12 protein-coding genes and 1 pseudogene are annotated in these 17,194 nt (G+C 61.8%); 6 read left to right on the forward strand and 7 right to left on the reverse strand.

Annotation, left to right across the window (positions count from 1 at the left end; genetic code table 11):
* Positions 1 to 6: 6 nt before the first annotated feature.
* The 3 genes from D6Z43_RS05905 to D6Z43_RS05915 all read right to left on the reverse strand — a co-directional run bounded on the left by D6Z43_RS05905 (position 7) and on the right by D6Z43_RS05915 (position 4,653).
* Positions 7 to 1,488: a glycosyltransferase family 2 protein gene (locus D6Z43_RS05905; RefSeq protein WP_120651060.1), complete on the reverse strand. Its 1,482-nt coding sequence runs from the start codon at positions 1,486 to 1,488 to the stop codon at positions 7 to 9.
* A gap of 209 nt (positions 1,489 to 1,697) precedes the next feature.
* A complete protein-coding gene (locus D6Z43_RS05910) occupies positions 1,698 to 3,008 on the reverse strand; it encodes a nucleotide sugar dehydrogenase (RefSeq protein ID WP_120651061.1) in 1,311 nt (436 codons plus the stop codon).
* 628 nt (positions 3,009 to 3,636) lie between these two features.
* Positions 3,637 to 4,653, reverse strand: a complete 1,017-nt coding sequence (locus tag D6Z43_RS05915; protein WP_120651062.1) for an AraC family transcriptional regulator — start codon at positions 4,651 to 4,653, stop codon at positions 3,637 to 3,639.
* A 95-nt stretch (positions 4,654 to 4,748) separates the two neighbouring features.
* Here D6Z43_RS05915 and D6Z43_RS05920 point away from each other — a divergent pair, with 95 nt between their 5' ends.
* The 5 genes from D6Z43_RS05920 to D6Z43_RS05940 all read left to right on the forward strand — a co-directional run bounded on the left by D6Z43_RS05920 (position 4,749) and on the right by D6Z43_RS05940 (position 9,959).
* Positions 4,749 to 6,332 (forward strand): GMC family oxidoreductase, encoded by a 1,584-nt coding sequence (locus D6Z43_RS05920; RefSeq protein ID WP_120651063.1) that lies wholly within the window; start codon positions 4,749 to 4,751, stop codon positions 6,330 to 6,332.
* A gap of 23 nt (positions 6,333 to 6,355) precedes the next feature.
* Positions 6,356 to 8,335, forward strand: coding sequence for an alkyl/aryl-sulfatase (locus D6Z43_RS05925; protein WP_120651064.1), 1,980 nt, complete (start codon positions 6,356 to 6,358; stop codon positions 8,333 to 8,335).
* A complete protein-coding gene (locus D6Z43_RS05930; protein WP_120651065.1) occupies positions 8,332 to 8,847 on the forward strand; it encodes a hypothetical protein in 516 nt (171 codons plus the stop codon). Before D6Z43_RS05925 ends, D6Z43_RS05930 begins: the two co-directional genes overlap by 4 nt.
* 344 nt (positions 8,848 to 9,191) lie before the next feature.
* Entirely contained in the window at positions 9,192 to 9,341 is a 150-nt protein-coding gene (locus D6Z43_RS27795) for a DUF2795 domain-containing protein (protein WP_256661022.1), read from the forward strand.
* 66 nt (positions 9,342 to 9,407) lie between these two features.
* Entirely contained in the window at positions 9,408 to 9,959 is a 552-nt protein-coding gene (locus D6Z43_RS05940; RefSeq protein WP_120651067.1) for an ATP-dependent Clp protease proteolytic subunit, read from the forward strand.
* Between the two features lies 1 nt (position 9,960).
* Here D6Z43_RS05940 and ligD read toward each other — a convergent pair whose 3' ends face one another.
* The 4 genes and pseudogenes from ligD to D6Z43_RS05955 form a co-directional block, all read right to left on the reverse strand.
* Positions 9,961 to 12,510: a DNA ligase D gene (gene ligD, locus D6Z43_RS28270; RefSeq protein ID WP_174235600.1), complete on the reverse strand. Its 2,550-nt coding sequence runs from the start codon at positions 12,508 to 12,510 to the stop codon at positions 9,961 to 9,963.
* Positions 12,511 to 12,606: 96 nt separating this feature from the next.
* Positions 12,607 to 13,893 (reverse strand): annotated as a pseudogene (locus D6Z43_RS28275) (cation:proton antiporter); the annotation flags it as partial.
* A 48-nt stretch (positions 13,894 to 13,941) separates the two neighbouring features.
* Positions 13,942 to 14,433, reverse strand: a complete 492-nt coding sequence (locus D6Z43_RS05950; RefSeq protein ID WP_120651069.1) for a DUF4142 domain-containing protein — start codon at positions 14,431 to 14,433, stop codon at positions 13,942 to 13,944.
* A 64-nt stretch (positions 14,434 to 14,497) separates the two neighbouring features.
* Entirely contained in the window at positions 14,498 to 15,652 is a 1,155-nt protein-coding gene (locus D6Z43_RS05955; protein ID WP_120651070.1) for a carboxylate-amine ligase, read from the reverse strand.
* A gap of 138 nt (positions 15,653 to 15,790) precedes the next feature.
* Here D6Z43_RS05955 and D6Z43_RS05960 point away from each other — a divergent pair, with 138 nt between their 5' ends.
* Positions 15,791 to 17,179: an iron-containing redox enzyme family protein gene (locus D6Z43_RS05960; RefSeq protein WP_120651071.1), complete on the forward strand. Its 1,389-nt coding sequence runs from the start codon at positions 15,791 to 15,793 to the stop codon at positions 17,177 to 17,179.
* Positions 17,180 to 17,194 lie beyond the last annotated feature (15 nt).

Raw genomic sequence — 17,194 nt, forward strand, 5'->3', positions numbered from 1 at the left:
GATGGCTCATACCACCAGCAGCAGGGTGGCGACGAACAGGCTTGCGGCCGAAAAGGTCATGGAACGCGATGACCAGGTGTTGAACCAGTTCTGGAAGCGGCCCAGCTCGCGATTCAGCGTGGTTTGCTGGCGCGTCCAGGATTGGCGGTCGAGGTGGAAGAACACGTAGATCTTCACGACCGCACCGACCACCTGGTTGTAATAAAGAAGCAGGGGATAGGCGGGGCCGATGTGGTGTCCGGTGACCGAAAGCAGCAGGGTCAGGATGAGCCGTGTCATGCCGATCCACAGCAGGTAGATCAACAGGTAGACGATGCTGTACTTGAGGCTGGCGATGATTGCCACCGTCAGGCCGAGCAGGCAGGTCCACATGGAAATGCGCTGGTCGAGCAGCACGACACTTGCGAACCAGCCGAGTTTTCTCGGACCGAGCATCATCGCCCGTGAGTTCTGCCGCAGATTGTTGCCGTACCAGCGGAACATCAGTTTGCGGGTCGAGTTGAAGAAGCTTTTTTCCGGCGGGTGCTCGACCGTGTTGATCGCCGCATCCGGCACGTAGAAGGTCTCATAGCCCAGGCGCATGAGGCTGAACCAGCTGGACTTGTCGTCGCCGGTGAGGAAGCGGAAACGCCCAAGGCGCCAATGCTCGAGGTGATCGTTCTCCACATCGGCGATGAACTCCGGGTTGGTCACCACCGTGGCGCGAAATGCGGACATCCGCCCGGTCATGGTCAGCACGCGCCGTGAGAGTGCCATCGAGCACATATTGAGGTGGCGCTGGGCGAAGCGCAGCTTGTGCCATTCGCTCATGAGATAGCCGCCGCGGACTTCACAGAACTCGTTCGTGGTGAGCCCGCCGACTTTGGGGAACAACCGGAAGTACGGCACGGTCCTGGCGAATACACCGGGTTCGAGGACGCTGTCGCCGTCTACAACCATCACTACCGCCTCGTCATCCGGCAGGTGTCGCGAGATGGCACGAAAGCCATTGGCCAAGCCATCGCGCTTGCCGGTGCCGGCGATGCGCACGAAGTGCAGGGTGATGCAGCTCGGCGCGGCGTAGCGGGCCCACAGGCTCCTTATGAGCAGTTCATCCGACAACTCGACGATGGAACAGACCAGGGTCACCGGGTGGCCGTAGGCGATGGCTTCTTCGATTACCGAGCGGTAGACCTGGGCGGTGGTCAGGGCGTCGATGCGGAAACTGGTGACCAGGACGCACACGTGGGGCGGGGTGGACTTGGCCATGAGCCGGAGCGCCCGGCGCCGATAGCGGGGAAAGAAGACATAGAGGAAGAGAGTGCCTCGCACGAAATGCACGAAGCCCATGGAGTAACGCCAGATACCGACAGCCCCGAGCAGCAGGACGAAGTCCCTGGACAGGGGGTCGAACAGGGTCTGGGGAACGGCCAGGGCCAGACCCATGAGCAGGCTGAGATAGAACAGCCAGCCTGCGGTATTGATCAAACCCTGCGTGAGCCTCTCCATTGTCCATATCCATGAGCTGGTTCAGACAAGGCGAACTGTCGTGTCGCCTGTTGGTACCTGGCCGTGCCGCAATGTTCAGCTGGAGGAAAAAAACCTGCAGGCCTGGCGCCGGGCGTTGCGGTCCACCTCGGGCAACCTGCAGATCCCAATGCTTCGACGGCGGCGGTGCACACGCATGGCCAGCTGCGCGCATCGCCAGCGTCGTGACTTCACCAACAGATGCCTTCGCTACAGTCGTTACTGGTGTGCTCCATGAAGCCAACCAGATCGATCACGCGCTTGCCCTCGGGCACCTGCCGGGCAAGCGAGCGGAAACGTTCGTCTCCGTTGCCGAGCACGATGACCTGCGCGTGGGCGATGACCCTGTCCAGATCGCTGTCGAGCAGGGAGGACACATGGGGAATCTTCGATTCGATGTAATCCTTGTTCGCCCCGTGGACCCTGGCGTACTCGACATTGGAGTCATAGATGCGCAGGTCGAAGCCCTTGCCGATGAGCATTTCGGCCAGCTCCACCAGTGGGCTTTCGCGCAGGTCATCGGTACCGGCCTTGAAACTCAGGCCCAGCAGGGCGACTTTGCGCTTGTCGTGGGCAGCGATCAGGTCGAAGGCATGCCGCACCTGAACGTCATTGCTATGCATCAGCGCGCTGATCAACGGCGATTCGACGTCGAGTTGCGCGGCACGGTAGGCAAGGGCGCGTACGTCCTTGGGCAAGCAGGACCCACCGAAGGCGAAGCCCGGACGCATGTAGTACCTGGACAGGTTGAGCCGTTGGTCCAGACAGATCACGTCCATGACTTCGCGGCCATCGACACCCACCGCCTTGGCGATGTTGCCGATCTCGTTGGCGAAGGCGACTTTTGTCGCGTGCCAGACGTTGCAGGTGTATTTGATCAGTTCCGCGACATCGATGCTCTTGCGCACGATGGGGGCGTCGAGCTCTTTATAGAGAGACTCCAGTATGTCGCCGGAGTGACGGTCCAGTTCGCCGATGACCGTCATCGGCGGCAGGTTGTAATCCTGGATCGCCGTGCTTTCACGGAGGAATTCGGGGTTGACCGCGACACCGAAATCGACGCCGGCCTGTTTGCCAGAGCAGTCCTCGATGATTGGAATCACCACGTTCCTGACTGTGCCAGGCAGCACGGTGCTGCGCACGACTATGGTGTGGTAATCGGCTTTGTCGCGCAGGGCGAAACCGATTTCACGGCAGACGGCTTCGATGTAGTTGAGGGAGAGGTCGCCATTCTTTTTGCTGGGCGTGCCAACACAGATGAGGGATACGTCGCTTGACGAAATTGCTTCGAGTACGTCAACGGTGCCGCGCAGGTTGCCGCTATGGGTGCCCTGTTGCAGGAGCGCCTGCAGCCCCGGCTCGACGATCGGTGATTTGCCCTGGTTGATCAGTTCCACCTTGGTGGAAGAAACATCTACACCTATAACTTGATGACCCCGCGCCGCCAGGCAGCCTGCACAAACCGCCCCGACATAACCGAGTCCAAAAATGCTCAGTCGCATTTCCTATTCTCCTTGTTTTACTTATCGTGCCATTCAAGTGTCTCGCGCCGAACAAGGTTCAAACAAAAACGGAAAGCCTGCGCAGTTGTCGACAAGTCCGTGCGCACAATATGTTCCTGTTGCTTGGGGGAAGTAATAGGGGGCCGAAATGCGCTGCTGCGACATGACTGCGTGATATTGCACAGTCGACGCGACGCAATGCTTCATTTCATTTACTGAGCCATATTACTTGTTGGTCTTTGCTTCGATCTCTTGGTAAGGCGTAAGGCTATTCCCTCTAGTGGTTCTGTGGGTGGGGTCCAGTTATAGATATGTGAGTGAAGCAGGCGCCGCAAAGTTCAGGCCGTGTGTCGTTGTTCTTAAAACAAATCGCTATGGGGGATAGTACTGGAGGGCAGGGAAGATGGCCGACGTTTCTAGTGCTCGCATACATTCGAGAGTGATTTTAAAGGCTCTCTAAAGTACGTCATTTATTATTTGGCGCCATAATTAGGGCGCCATTTAGTTGCGCCGGTAAAATTCGCTATCGCATATGGCTAGAGCGAACTTGAGTGAAGGCTATAGTGCGGTATGTATCTTTTCTGAAACAACTTGCGGGTGCGAGTTCAATCACAGCAAGTGCCAACAACTAGCCGGTTGTGCGCCTTTGTGCGAGTAGTTCGCGCCGACGAGCACTGGGCGTCATGATGAACCAGCGACGGCAGGCGCGATTGAAGACGCTTTGTTCGCTGTAACCGAGCATGCCGGCAACCTGTGACAGGGGAATATCGCGCTCGGTCAGGTAGAAGTCCGCGCGTTCCCGGCGAATATCCTCCACCAGTTCCTCGAAGCGGCAATCCAGTTCGGCAAGCTGCCGTTGCAGGGTGCGTTCGTGCAGGCCAAGTTGCTCGGCCACCAGGGGCAAGCGGCACTGCTGCGTTGGCAGGAGGCGAAGTATCAGCCGGCGGACCTGTTCCAGCAGATCCGAGGAGCCCAGCAGATGAACCTGGCTGAGGTACTGCACGAGGGCGCGGTGCAGGGCAGGATCGTGCTTTTCGATGCGCTGGGTGAGTTGACGCTCGCTGATCAACAGCGCATTGCAGGGCTGGCCGACGTATGCCTCGCACCCGAAGTAGCGGCGGTAGCGCGACAGCGACAGCGAGCTGCTGCCCGAGAGCTGTACCGCGCGGGCGCTGAAGGTCGGTCCGCAAAGCAGCTTCATGGTGCTGTATGCCACGCCCATGGCCAGTTCCACCATCTGCCGCTGGGGTCCACGCATGCGCAGTTCGATGACCAGTTTCGGCGCGTCCGGTTCACTGCGGTCCAGATCGAGATGGACGCCAGAGCTGTGGTAACCGATGAAGCGAACGATCTCGGCCAGTGCATGGCCAACCGTGACTGCGTTGCGAGCAATCAATGCAATCGGGCCGAGCACTGCCAGGTTCTGGTACTCGGCCATGCGCAGACCGAAATCGGGGCAGTCCAGTTCCTCGGCTGCATATTCCAGCAGGTCGATGAGGGAGCGGAAGGGGACTCGCGCATCCTCGTCATCGAGCAGTTCCGGGCGGATGCGGAAGCGCGAAAGGAGGAGGGCTGGGTCCTGTCCAAGCTGACTGGCCAGCTCGCGGAATCCGCCGAAAGAGGTGGTTCTGATGAAAGGTTCCATGTCGCCAAAGATCAATTATCTGTCATGAAAGATCAATCTTTGCTTTGTCGAACCGTCAAAAAATCCCATGGCTACTCCCCACTTCGGAGCGACCCATGGAATTCGACTACATCATCGTCGGTGCCGGCTCGGCCGGCTGTGTGCTGGCCAATCGTCTGAGTACAGACCCCAGTGTTTCCGTGTGTCTGCTCGAAGCGGGGCCACGCGACTGGTCCCCCTTGATTCATGCGCCAGCCGGCGTCGCCGCCATCCTGCCCACCCGTCACGTCAATTGGGCGTTCGAAACCGTGCCGCAACCGGGCCTGGGCAATCGTCGCGGCTACCAGCCACGGGGCAAGGCGCTCGGTGGCAGCAGCTCGATCAACGGCATGATCTACATCCGTGGCCACCAGAGTGACTACGACGAATGGGCCGCACTGGGAAATTCCGGCTGGTCGTTCGACGAAGTGCTGCCGTACTTCCGCAAGAGCCAGATGCATCATCGTGGAGCCAGTCAGTTCCATGGCGGAGAGGGCGAGCTCTATGTGGGACAGGTCGAAGCCCACGCCGCCACTCACGCCTTCATCGAAGCCGGGCAGAAGGCCGGCCACCGTTACAACGCCGATTTCAATGGTGCCGAGCAGGAAGGCATCGGCCAGTACGACGTGACCATTCGTGAAGGCCGTCGCTGGAGCACGGCGACTGCCTTCCTCACGCCCATCCGGGAATCCCGTGGCAACCTCACCGTCCTGACCGGCGCCCATGCCGAACGCATCCTGCTGGAAGGCAAGCGCGCCACCGGCGTGCAGGTGCGGATCAAGGGGCGCTCGCCGATCATCAAGGCGCGCCGGGAGGTGCTGCTCACCGCCGGTGCGTTCGGCAGCCCGCAATTGCTCATGCTCTCCGGTATCGGCCCCGAAGCCGAACTCAAGCCGCAGGGCATCCCGATTCAGCATGAAATGCCCGGCGTCGGCCAGAACCTGCAGGACCACCCCGACGTCGTCCTCGGCTACCAAAGCACCGATAACACGCTGATGGGCTATTCCCTGGGTGGAAGCCTGAAGATGGGCGCTGCCCTGGCTCAGTACCTCGCGCGCAGACGCGGTCCGTTGGCAAGCAACTTCGCCGAGGGCGGTGGCTTCCTCAAGACGCGCGAGGATCTGATCCGCCCGGACATCCAGCTGCATTCGGTGGTGAGCCTGCTCGATGACCACAACCGCAAGTTGCACTGGGGCCACGGCTTCAGCTGCCACGTCTGCGTCCTGCGCCCGAAGAGTGTCGGTCGCGTCGGACTGCAGTCGGCCGACCCGAGCGTACCGCCGCGCATCGATCCCAACTTCCTCGGCCACGACGATGACGTGCAGACCCTGCTCAAGGGCTACCGCATGGCGCGCGAGATCGTCGCGCAGGCGCCCATGTCGCGGTTCGGCCTCAAGGACAAGTTCAGCGAAGGCCTGCACAGCGACGAGCAGCTGATCGAGTTGCTGCGACGCCGTACCGATTCGATCTATCACCCCGTGGGCACCTGCCGCATGGGCAACGACGAGTCCGCGGTGGTGGACAGCCAGCTGCGCGTGCGCGGCGTCCAGGGCCTGCGGGTCGTGGACGCTTCGGTCATGCCGACCCTGGTCGGCGGCAACACCAACGCCCCCACCATCATGATCGCCGAGCGCGCGGCGGAATGGATCGCGCGTCCCTAATAACAACAAAGAGGAAGCATCACATGCACCGTCCCTTGAAACGTCTCACGGCCGCTGGCCTCTGCTTCACGCTGCTGGCCAGCGCAATCGCCCAGGCCGCTCCGGCGCCCGCCAAGCCGGCTACGGAAACGACCCGGACCGCGAATCAGGCCGTGCTGGAGAAACTGCCTTTCGCCAACCGCCAGGACTTCTCTGATGCCGAGCGTGGTTTCATCGCCAAGCCTGATACCCTGACCATCAAGGACGCCAGCGGCAAGGTGGTCTGGGACCTGGAGAGCTACAAGCAATTCATCGCGCTGGACAATCCGGCCCCCGACACCGTCAACCCCAGCCTCTGGCGCAACGCCCAGCTCAATCTGCAATACGGGCTGTTCAAAGTGACCGACCGCATTTACCAGGTGCGTGGTTACAACGTTTCCAACATCACTTTCATCCAGGGTGACACTGGCTGGATCGTCTTCGATCCACTGCTGAGCAAGGAAACCGCGAAGGCCGCCTACGACCTGGTCACTCAGCACCTGGGTAAGAAACCGGTGATCGGCGTGGTTTACAGCCATTCGCACATCGACCATTTCGGCGGCGTACGCGGCGTCGTCGACGAGGCCGACGTGAAGGCCGGCAAGGTACGAATCGTCGCGCCTGAAGAGTTTCCCGAGTACGCAGTCAGCGAGAACGTCATTGCCGGCAACGCCATGGCCCGCCGTGCGGTGTATATGTTCGGCGCGCTGCTGCCACGTAATGCTCAGGGCGGCGTCAGCGCCGGACTCGCACCAACCGTATCCGCTGGCACCACGACGCTGATCCAGCCCACCGAGTTCGTTTCGAAAACCGGCCAGGAGGTGACCATCGACGGGGTCAAGATGGTGTTCCAGATGACGCCGGGCACTGAGGCTCCGGTGGAAATGCACACCTGGTTCCCGCAGTTCAAGGCGCTGTGGATGGCCGAGAACACGACCAACACCATGCACAACATCGTGACCCTGCGCGGCGCCCAGGTCCGCGATGCGCTGCAGTGGTCCAAGTACATCGGCGAAGCCATCGATCTCTATGGCGACAAGGCCCAAGTGAAGTTCCAGAGCCACCACTGGCCGGTCTGGGGCAACGCGCAGATCGATGAGTACCTGAAGAAGCAACGCGCCATCTACAAGTACATCCATGACCAGACCGTGCGCATGATGAACCAGGGGCTGACCAGCGAGGAGATTGCCGAGGCGATCAAGCTGCCGCCGGAACTGGAATCCTTCTGGCCGGGTCGTGGCTACTACGGCACCCTCAAGCACAACTCCAAGGCGGTCTATCAGCGCTACATGGGCTGGTACGACGGCAACCCCGTTAATCTCGACAAACTTCCGCCTCAGCCGGCGGCGAAGAAGTACGTGGAGTACATGGGCGGCTCGGCCGAGGTGCTGAAGAAGGCCAAAGCCGACTTCGCCAAGGGTGAGTATCGCTGGGTGGCCGAAGCGGCCAAGCAGGTCGTGTTCGCCGAACCGGACAACACCGAAGCGAAGAACCTGATGGCCGATGCGTTCGAGCAGATGGGCTATCAGGCCGAATCCGGCCCGTGGCGTTCGGTCTATCTACAGGGGGCCTTTGAACTGCGTAATGGCGTGCCGACCCTGGGCAACACCGTCACCGCCAGCCCGGACGTGATCCAGGCCATGACCCCGGAGATGCTCTTCGACTACCTCGCCGTACGCCTCAACGGCGAGCGCGCCGCAGGCAAGAAGCTGGTGCTCAACTTCAACTTCACCGACCTCGGCAAGAGCTACGCCCTGACCGTGGAGAACGGAGTGCTCACCTACGAGCCGAAGGCCAGCGACAAGTCTGACGTCGGCCTGACCATGCGCAAGGGCACCCTGGAAGACATCCAGCTGGGCAAAGCGACTCTGGAGCAGAAGGTGGCGTCCGGCGAGTTGAAGTTCGATGGTCGCCAGCAGGCCTTTGGCGAGTTCATGGGACTGCTCGACAAGTTCGACTTCTGGTTCAACATCGTCACGCCATGAGACTCACGACACTCGGTCTGGCGACGCTGCTTTGCAGCGTCGCTCCGGCCAGCCTGGCCTGCGGCTACGACGGCATGGCAATGGACCTGAGCCTGGCGCACCCGGCTTCACTGGATGTGGCCCTTGCCGTCAACCAGGCCTACCAGGACAAGCTGATTGCCAAACCGCTGCCGCTGCCCGGTGGCTTCGGCATGCGTCGCGCCCTCAAGGCACTGGAGCGCGTTGCCAGCACGCTTCCTCCCCGTGGCGAAGACTTCAGCCTGTTGCTGGTGGAGCCGGGACTATGGACACGCTTCGAACTGCGCGATGGCCGCTGGCAGTTCACCCCGCACACGTCCGCACCAGCTGCTGGAGAGAATGCAGTGATAGTAGGGGAGGGCGCACTGCTGGCGATAATGGCTGGCAAGTTGGCAGCCCCGCAGGCATTGGAGCGCGGCCTGGTGCATGTGGAGGGTGAACGGCTGAAGGCGATGGATTGGCAGTCGGCTTTCGCAGACACGGGCGCGGACTGACGGCATCGCCCCGGGCGGTCGGTCCGCTGCGGGGCGACGTCAGCGGAAGGAAGAAGAGTAGCCCGGCACGTGTGGTCGGCTCGCCGCTGATTCCAGCCAGGAGGCAAAACACTGGTCACCGTTCGTCCATTACTGGAAAAAACATGAAACCACCAGTGGCGCTTCTCACTCAGTGAGAGTGTCAGTCTTGCGGACATCTTTCCCGATTTGCCAGGACGGGTAGTCAGTTTGGTCGGGCCATGTAAGCGGGCGAGCGCACGACGCGATTTTCGCTTCGCTCGCTACTTGTGGAGGTGCATATGTCCAGGAAGCCCCCGACCAACTTGGCCTCATTCCTCAAGGGAATGCACTTTCCCGCGGGCAGGACACAGATGATCGAGTACGCACGGCAACAGGGGGTTCCCCCGAAAGTGATGGAGGCGCTGGAAAGCCTGCCAGATCAGGAGTACCAGAGCATGGTGGACGTGATGCAGGGTTACTGCGCCGCGGAATAACCGACGTCGCGCCATCGCGCGGTGAGGCTGGGAAAGTCGCGGGAGCGCTCCGCCAAGGAGAGCGACGTGAGAACACATGTTGTGCATTTCACGGCACCGATCAACTCGCACACCTGTGGCCAGTTGATCGACAAATGTACCCAGGCCATCCAGCAGGGCGCCGACGAACTGGTGATCAAGATCGCAACCATGGGCGGCGAGTGCAGCTATGGGTTTTCCATATATAACTTCCTGATCGCACTGCCGGTGCCGGTCAAGACCCATAACCTGGGCACTGTGGAATCCATGGGGAACATCATCTTCCTCGCCGGTGAGCACCGGACTGCCTGTCATTACAGCAAGTTTCTCTTTCATCCCTTCCACTGGACCCTGAACGGTGCGGTAGACCACGCGCGAATGTCCGAGTATGCGATGAGCCTCGACTACGACCTGCAGCTGTACGTCAGCATCGTCGATGAGCGTACGCGTGGCGCCGCTTCGCCACTGAACGTCCTGGAATGCCTGACGGCGTCGCCGAAGATTCTCGATGCCCAGGACGCGCTGGATGCGGGACTGATCCACGCCGTGGACGGTCTTGGAATGCCTGCGGAATCCGTGAGCTGGTGCGTGCATTCCTGAGTCACGCCAGTCCCAGACGCTTGCGCATGCTGCGGGTAATGGTCTGCCGTTGATTCTCGAAACCTGCCCACGGCGACTCGCCCGCTTCATCGAGACGCTTGCGCAGGTTGCGGATGGTCCAGTCATGGGCACCCTTGAGCGCCGCGATCTCTTCAAACAACACCGGTACGGAAACCGGTAGCCCCTCCCGTGCCCGAACGGAATAGGCGGTCACGGTCGTGGCGCCCAGGCCATTGCGCAGATAGTCGATGAAGATTTTCCCCACGCGGTTCTTCGGACCGGATTTGGCCGAGAAACGCTGCGGCAGGTGTTGGGCCATGTGGGTGGCGATGGCGTGACTGAAGTCCTTCACCTGGTCCCAGTCGTCTTTCGGCTTCAGTGGCACCACCAGGTGCATCCCCTTGCCGCCACTGGTCTTGAGAAATGCAGTCAGCCCCAGTTCGTCCAGCACGGTAAGCACCAGCTGGGTCGCCTCGACCATGGTTTTCCACGGCAGCGCGGGGTCCGGGTCGAGGTCAAGGATGAAACGGTCCGGGTGGTCTAGGTCTGCGCCTGTCGCGTTCCAGGTATGCAGTTCGAGGGTGCCCATCTGAACTGCGCCGATCAGCGCCTCGATACTATTGATGACCATCGCCGGCTGACCGGCGCGGGATTTCTCCAGTAATTCCATGGCGTCTATGCCCAGCTGCTCTCCGCTCTTCTGGAAGAAGAGTTCGCCGGCGATCCCATCGGGAGCCCGCAACAGTGCAAGCGGTCGGTCCCGCAGTTGAGGAAGCAGCCAGGGGGCGATATCCGCGTAGTACTCGACCAGATCGCGTTTGGTGGAACCAAGGCTGGCATCGATGATTCGGTCGGGATGAGTAATGCGAACCTTCCGCGCCGTTGCGCCTGCATACTCGTGCGCAGGCCTGGCATCAGCCCCTTGCTTCGCGCCAGCGGCATGCCTGGGTGTCTCGAAGGTTATGGCGCTGGCTGGCTTGTCGCTGCGCAGCCCATTGAACACGGCATGGCGCACAAGGCCCTCGCGGGTCATCTCGGCGAAGGCCACTTCAGCCAGCAATTCCGGCTTGAGCCAGTGCACGCCCGTGGCCTCGGTTCCGGTGGGTGGATTCGCCAGGGTCGGCTTTGCCACATCCAGCGGTTTCATTCGGGCCTGCACCCGGGTAAGGGTCGCCTGGTCGAAGCCGGTTCCTACCTTGCCGGCGTAGCGCAGTTCACCGCTGTCTTCGTCGTGCAGCGCCAGAAGCAGGGCACCGAAGTGGCTGCGGCTGCCCTTGGGTTCGGTGTAACCAACGATCACGAACTCCTGGCGCTGTTTGCATTTGAGCTTGATCCAGTCCGTACTGCGTCGGGATTGGTAGAGGCTACCCGCGCGCTTGCCGATCAGCCCCTCCAGCTTCATCCGGCAAGCGCTTCCCAACAGGGAATCAGGGTCTCCAATCAGATCGGCTGAGTAGCGCAACAGCGAATCGTCTGTGTCCTTCAGCAACTTTTCCAGCGTTGCGCGCCTTTGTTCGAGCGGTACGCCGCGCAAGTCGTTGCCGTCGAGATAGAGCAGGTCGAAGAGGTAGTAGAGGATGTCCTCGCTACGTCCCGTCTCGAACGCGTTCTGCAGGGCCTGGAAGTCCGGCGTGCCATCGTCGCCGGCGACTATCACTTCGCCATCCAGCCAGGCGCTTTCCAGCCCCAGTCCCGCCAGTGCATTGCGCTGGCCAGGCAACCTGGTGCTCCAGTCCTTGCCGTTGCGAGTGAAAAGCCACACCTCGCCATGCTCGATGCGGGCGAGGATGCGGTAGCCGTCGAACTTCACTTCGTAGCGCCAATCCCCGTCGGGTGTGTCGTCCACCAGCGTTGCCAACTGCGGCTTGATGAACGCTGGCAATGGCGCGGGAAGGCTCCCCTCCAGGCGTTTCCCCCTGGAGCGGCGGCTTACCGGGGTTCGCTGCTGCTCGGGAGTTTGCTTGCCCTTCGCCTTGGGCAGCAGGGTCCGCTCGCTGAGGACGCTGCCTGGAAGGGCTTCGGTGATGTCCAGTTCGCCTTCGGTGCGTGCCGCGTCGTCGCGATGCTTGATTAGGAACCATTGCTCCTGTTTGCCCGGCATGTTGGTTCGCACCAGGTTCCAGATACCGCTGAGCTTTTCGCCGCGAAGCTCGAACTTCAGCTTCCCCATCGCATAGCCGGCAACGGGGTCGAGCTGGGGAATCCAGATACCCCGGTCCCAGACGATGACGTCGCCGGCACCGTAGTGCCCCTCGGGAATGTGGCCCTCGAAGTCGGCGTAATCCAGCGGATGGTCTTCGACCTGGATGGCCAGGCGCTTGACCTGTGGGTCCAGGCTGGGCCCCTTGGGCACAGCCCAGCTCTTGAGCGTGCCATCCAGTTCCAGGCGGAAGTCGTAGTGCAGTCGCGTGGCATCGTGTTCCTGGATGCAGAACTGCAACGCCCGCGCGGACGCCTTGCGCCCACCATGGACACGAGCGGGCCGGCCCGCCGGCTCCGGGCTGGTATCGAAATCACGCTTGCGCTTGTAGTCGTCGAGAGAGTCACTCACGGCAGGGCCTCCTGCTTCAGGAGAGGCGACTGCCGCGATAAGGTTCAGGTTGATTCGCGAACGGCAATGGTCACTCATGGAATACTTGAGCAGCGGCTGCACGGTGACCCCATGAATGAGGATGCTCATGGCCACCACGCTGAGCACCAGGTCGCTCAGCAGGTGCCGATCCAGTTCGACGGCACCTTGATTGAGGACAAAGCAGAGGTAGAAGAGGCTGCCGATCCCGCGTATGCCAAACCAGCCGATGAGCAGGCGTTGGGGCGTCGGAATCTGTGGCGCGTGGATGAGCAGCAGGACGGCGGCGGGGCGCACCACCAGGAACAGACCGAAGGCGACTATCACCGCCTCCCAGCGCCAGTGAGCGTAGAGCAGCGCGCCGAGCAGGGTGACCAGCAGGACCTCCAGGACCCGTTCCAGGAGGTTACCGAAGGCCAGGATGTCCACCATCAGCGCGCTGGCGGCGATTTGCGGGTGGAGCTCCTTGTCGTTTCCGAACTCGATGATCGCCTGGCCGTGGCTAGGCTCACGGTCTTCGGCTCCAGGCGTACTGACCTCGGCGGGCACCTCACCACTGGCGCCTACCTCCGCATGACGCATCCCCAGCCCTGCGGCGAAGGTGCCGAGGAATCCCCAGGCGCCGATGCTTTCCGTTGCCGCGTAGGAGAGGGCGATGACCGCCAGGGCAAGGAAGGTATTGGGCGATACCGCCATGTCCGTGTGCCGTGCGCGCAGGTGGATTCCGAGCTGGCCGACGATGCGGCCAAACCAGAAGCCGAACAGAAGGCCCGCCGGAATGGCCCAGACTACGTAGCGCAGCAACCAGGTCGCTGCGTCCTCCAGCGGAACGCTGGACAAGTCGCCGAACCCCAGGAGCAGCAACCCCGCCATCACGAAGGGAAAGGCGATTCCATCGTTCAGCCCTGCCTCCCCGGTCAGGGCGAAGCGCATCGGATCCGTATCAGCGGCATCGTTCACCTGGATCAGATTGGCCAGCACTGGGTCGGTGGGCGAGAGAATCGCGGCCAGCAGCAGCGCCAGGCCGGGGCTGAGGCCTAGTGCGAAGTACAGGAACACTGCCAGGCCAATGATGGTGGCGATCAGCACCGGGCCCGCCAGCAACCAGGCCGGACGCCACTCTGGAGCCCGGAAGGGCAGGCGTAACCTCAGCCCGGAGAGGAACAGCGAGATGAGCACCGTCGCTTCCACCAGGTGTTCAAGCCACGGACCGACCGTCAGCACGTCCTGTTCCCACAGGCCGAAGCCAACGGGCCCTATGAGCAGGCCGAACAGCAGGTAGATGGCGGAGGTGGACAGGGGCAGGAGCCGGACATAGGCAGAGGCGAGCCCGAGTATGAGCAGGATGCTGCCCAGCACAAGCATCCACAGGAAGAAGGTCACGCTGGATGGGCCGCGCCGACCAGATCGCGGCTAGCGTAGCGGGTGGGCAGCGGCCAGGGCGTGGGCCTGCTCCAGACGGTGCACGAATACCGGCAGCGTGGTGCGTGCGAAGTCCTGCAACTCCAGGTCGTCGATGTCGGCGGCCGAGCGTTCAAGCAACGCCACAACCGCTTCGTTGGCGGCGACCTGTCCGGTAGCGAAGGCGGCATCGAAGTGTTCGGGCTCGATGCTTTGCAACTCATCCAGCTCCGCGCCCGCCCCAGAATCGCTTAGGAGCTGCGGGCATTTGCGTCCAGCCAAGGACTGCAACGCCCCATTGACCCGGCAGTGCTCTACCATGGTGATCATGGCAAAGGCGCGAACATCGGCGGAGGGGCTTTTCTGCAGGGCAATTTCGGCGGCCTGCATGCCGACTTCGCCAGTGGCGAGAGCCAGGGCACAAAAGGCTCCGGATTCGCGCTCGACTTCGGAAAAGCTTCGGGGGGAGGGTTCGCCAGTGTCCAGATCAGGTAGGGAAATCATGGTATTTCACCCTTGAAAATTGAGGTCATCCGTACAATTGGGATGTCTCCGCGCGTTCTCGGGTTCAGGTTATTTTTCGCTCTGTCGGCCACCCTTCGGTGAACTCTGCCAGCAAACCATCGACCACTGTGATCAATGCTCGAGGCTTCGATGAGCCTTGCGCAAGGGCGTGCTGGTACGCGTCGAGCTGGCGGTCGGCGCTGCTGCCTGATTGCAGGATTTGGTGTGCCTGCGCGAACGCGCCTTCTTCACCCAGGGCCCTTGCCGTCGCGCCAAAACGCTCTTCGGCCAGGGTGAGCCAGGTCGAGGTGTCCATTGCGTGACAGCCGGTTTCGTCCAGGTAACGGCCGTGGATGCCTTGCAGACGCGCCCGCCAGTAATTCTCCGTGACCACCTGCCGCTGGATGGCTGTAACGCTGGGGAGCTCGAGGTGCGCGAGGGCGTGAGTGACCATGCTGCGGAACAGGCCGGCGATGCACAGCGAATCCGCCAGTCGTGGACAGGCATCGGCGATACGCAGCTCCAGGGTGGGGAAGCGGGCGGAAGGGCGGATGAACCACCAGATGTCGTTGTCGTTGCGAATGGAAGCGCTGCTGAGTAACCACCTGACATGCTCCCGGTACTCTGCCTCGCTCGCGAAATCGTCAGGCAATTCCATCCTCGGCCACTGCCCGCAGATTACCCGGCGATAACTCATGCAACCGGTGGCATGGCCCAACCAGAACGGCGAAGATGCACTGAGGGCGAGCAGCAACGGCAGCCAATGCAACAGCTGGCGCATCAGGCGGACGCGGTCATGGCCGGCAGGGATACCCACATGCACGTGAAGACCGCAAAGCAGGCTGCTGCGGGCGATCATCCGGTAATCATCGAATAGGCATTCATAACGCGGCGAAGGATTGCTGCGTGTCGTCAGACCGTCGGCGAAGGGATGGCTACCGGCTGAAACCAGCCCCATGCCGAATCCGGCCACCGCTTGAGCGAGGCGCGCGCGCTGGTCCAGCAGGCAAGCCCTTGCCTCGGTGAAGTCGTGGAGTATCGGTGTGACCAGTTCCAGTTGGCACTCGAACATCTCCTCCGCCAGGCAAGTACCCAGTGCGCTGCTGCAAGCTGCGAGGAGACCGGGAGGGGCCTGCGTTGGCACATTTCGCGTGCGCAGGTCCACCAACAGACATTCCTCTTCTATGCCAAAGCCTGGCGGCGGTAGCGGTTTCAACATTGACGTGAATCCATGGACCAATTCCTCAAACTGACCCGGCCGTAACGCGGCGGTTCAGGCCATGACAGCCGCCTGTCCATCACGCTGAATCTTTCCACTGCCCACGGTTCGGAAAGTGAGGTCATAAAGGATCCGGCAATGGACAAGTCTCTTCTCTGCGACGGTAGTGCTGCCGTCCTTTCGCAGCCCCTGGAAGTCGATTCTGCGAAGACCCTCTACTGGAAGATGCTGGCCGACCCGCCGTCGGCGTTGATCGTCCAGCGTGCACGATGCTTCCTGGGCGTTCAGCTGGCGCGGGCCACCTGCCTTCCGTGCGACATGCCGTTGGAGCCTGCGAGAATCCTCCCGTGGATGGAAAGTCGCGTTCGCCAGACGGCGAACGCCTACGCCGAGTACCAGGCGCAACGGGCCAAGGGCCAGCCTCGTCGCTACTTTCTCTGTCGCGCCCACGCCCTGTATTTCCTGCGCGGCGTAGCACCCACCAAGCTGGTTGACGGCGCCTGGCTCTACGGCCTGCTCGCGCATTGGAGAGAACACCGTTTTCAGGGCCTGGTGCGTACCTACCTGGAAGAACTGGGGGAGGGTGTGCCGGAACAGAACCATGTGCTGATCTACCGGAACCTGCTGGCCCGCCAAGGCTGCGACGATATCGAATCACTGGACGACGAGTGCTATATCCAGGGAGCCACGCAACTGGCGCTCGGGTACCTGGCGCGGGAGCGCCTGCCGGAGGTCATCGGCTACAACCTGGGCTACGAGCAGTTGCCGCTGCACCTGCTGATCTGTGCGCGGGAGCTGGCGGAGCTGGGTATCGACCCGCACTATTTCCGCCTGCACGTCACCATCGACAACGTCAGTTGCGGCCATGCCATGCAGGCGGTCAAGGCACTTCAGGAGAACCTGCCCCTGGCTGACCGGCGCGACGAGTTCCTCGCCCGAGTGGCCGGGGGATACCGGCTCAATGACACGGGGCTCGGCACGCTCGACGTGATCGAGCGCTTCGACCTGGAACACGAGCTCCTTTGCATGCTCGAGCGCAAGCGACTCAAGGCGCAGAACATGCATTCGGATAGTTCGGCGTTGCAGGGTTGCCCACTGAACCTCTGGCTCAGTAGGCCAGGACAGATGAAGCGCCTGCTTACCGCACTCGAGCAGCGCGGCTGGATTCGCCGTAATGAGGCTCCCGCCGCCAGCCGATTCTGGCAGGTGGTCAACGGCCAGTCGGCAGCCATGTTCGGCGTGTTCAGCCCCTATGAAAAACAGTTGATCCACGACTGGATCGCTGGTCGCTGGCTGGCGACACCAGAAGCCGCCTGCCGACCCTGGCGCCGCAAACGGCACAGAGCGTCGCCGGCGTTCGGTGGGACCGACGAATTCGATCGCGACGAGCGTGCCCTGAAGGCGCAACTGGACGCGATAGACCCAGATGGCGGCATGCAGCGACTCATCAGCCTGATGTCACCGGCCTACCATTACCGGCCCGCGGGGCTGCTCGCGACCCGCCTGTTCACGGCACAGACGAGATGAATTTGAAGAGGCCAG

Source organism: Pseudomonas sp. DY-1, assembly GCF_003626975.1.
Lineage (GTDB): Bacteria > Pseudomonadota > Gammaproteobacteria > Pseudomonadales > Pseudomonadaceae > Metapseudomonas.

Bases quoted from the DNA above. Each gene is read 5' to 3' on its own strand.
- D6Z43_RS05905 (WP_120651060.1), bottom strand. From the start codon at position 1,488: ATGGAGAGGCTCACGCAGGGTTTGATCAATACCGCAGGCTGGCTGTTC.
- D6Z43_RS05910 (WP_120651061.1), bottom strand. From the start codon at position 3,008: ATGCGACTGAGCATTTTTGGACTCGGTTATGTCGGGGCGGTTTGTGCA.
- D6Z43_RS05915 (WP_120651062.1), bottom strand. From the start codon at position 4,653: ATGGAACCTTTCATCAGAACCACCTCTTTCGGCGGATTCCGCGAGCTG.
- D6Z43_RS05920 (WP_120651063.1), top strand. From the start codon at position 4,749: ATGGAATTCGACTACATCATCGTCGGTGCCGGCTCGGCCGGCTGTGTG.
- D6Z43_RS05925 (WP_120651064.1), top strand. From the start codon at position 6,356: ATGCACCGTCCCTTGAAACGTCTCACGGCCGCTGGCCTCTGCTTCACG.
- D6Z43_RS05930 (WP_120651065.1), top strand. From the start codon at position 8,332: ATGAGACTCACGACACTCGGTCTGGCGACGCTGCTTTGCAGCGTCGCT.
- D6Z43_RS27795 (WP_256661022.1), top strand. From the start codon at position 9,192: ATGCACTTTCCCGCGGGCAGGACACAGATGATCGAGTACGCACGGCAA.
- D6Z43_RS05950 (WP_120651069.1), bottom strand. From the start codon at position 14,433: ATGATTTCCCTACCTGATCTGGACACTGGCGAACCCTCCCCCCGAAGC.
- D6Z43_RS05955 (WP_120651070.1), bottom strand. From the start codon at position 15,652: ATGTTGAAACCGCTACCGCCGCCAGGCTTTGGCATAGAAGAGGAATGT.
- D6Z43_RS05960 (WP_120651071.1), top strand. From the start codon at position 15,791: ATGGACAAGTCTCTTCTCTGCGACGGTAGTGCTGCCGTCCTTTCGCAG.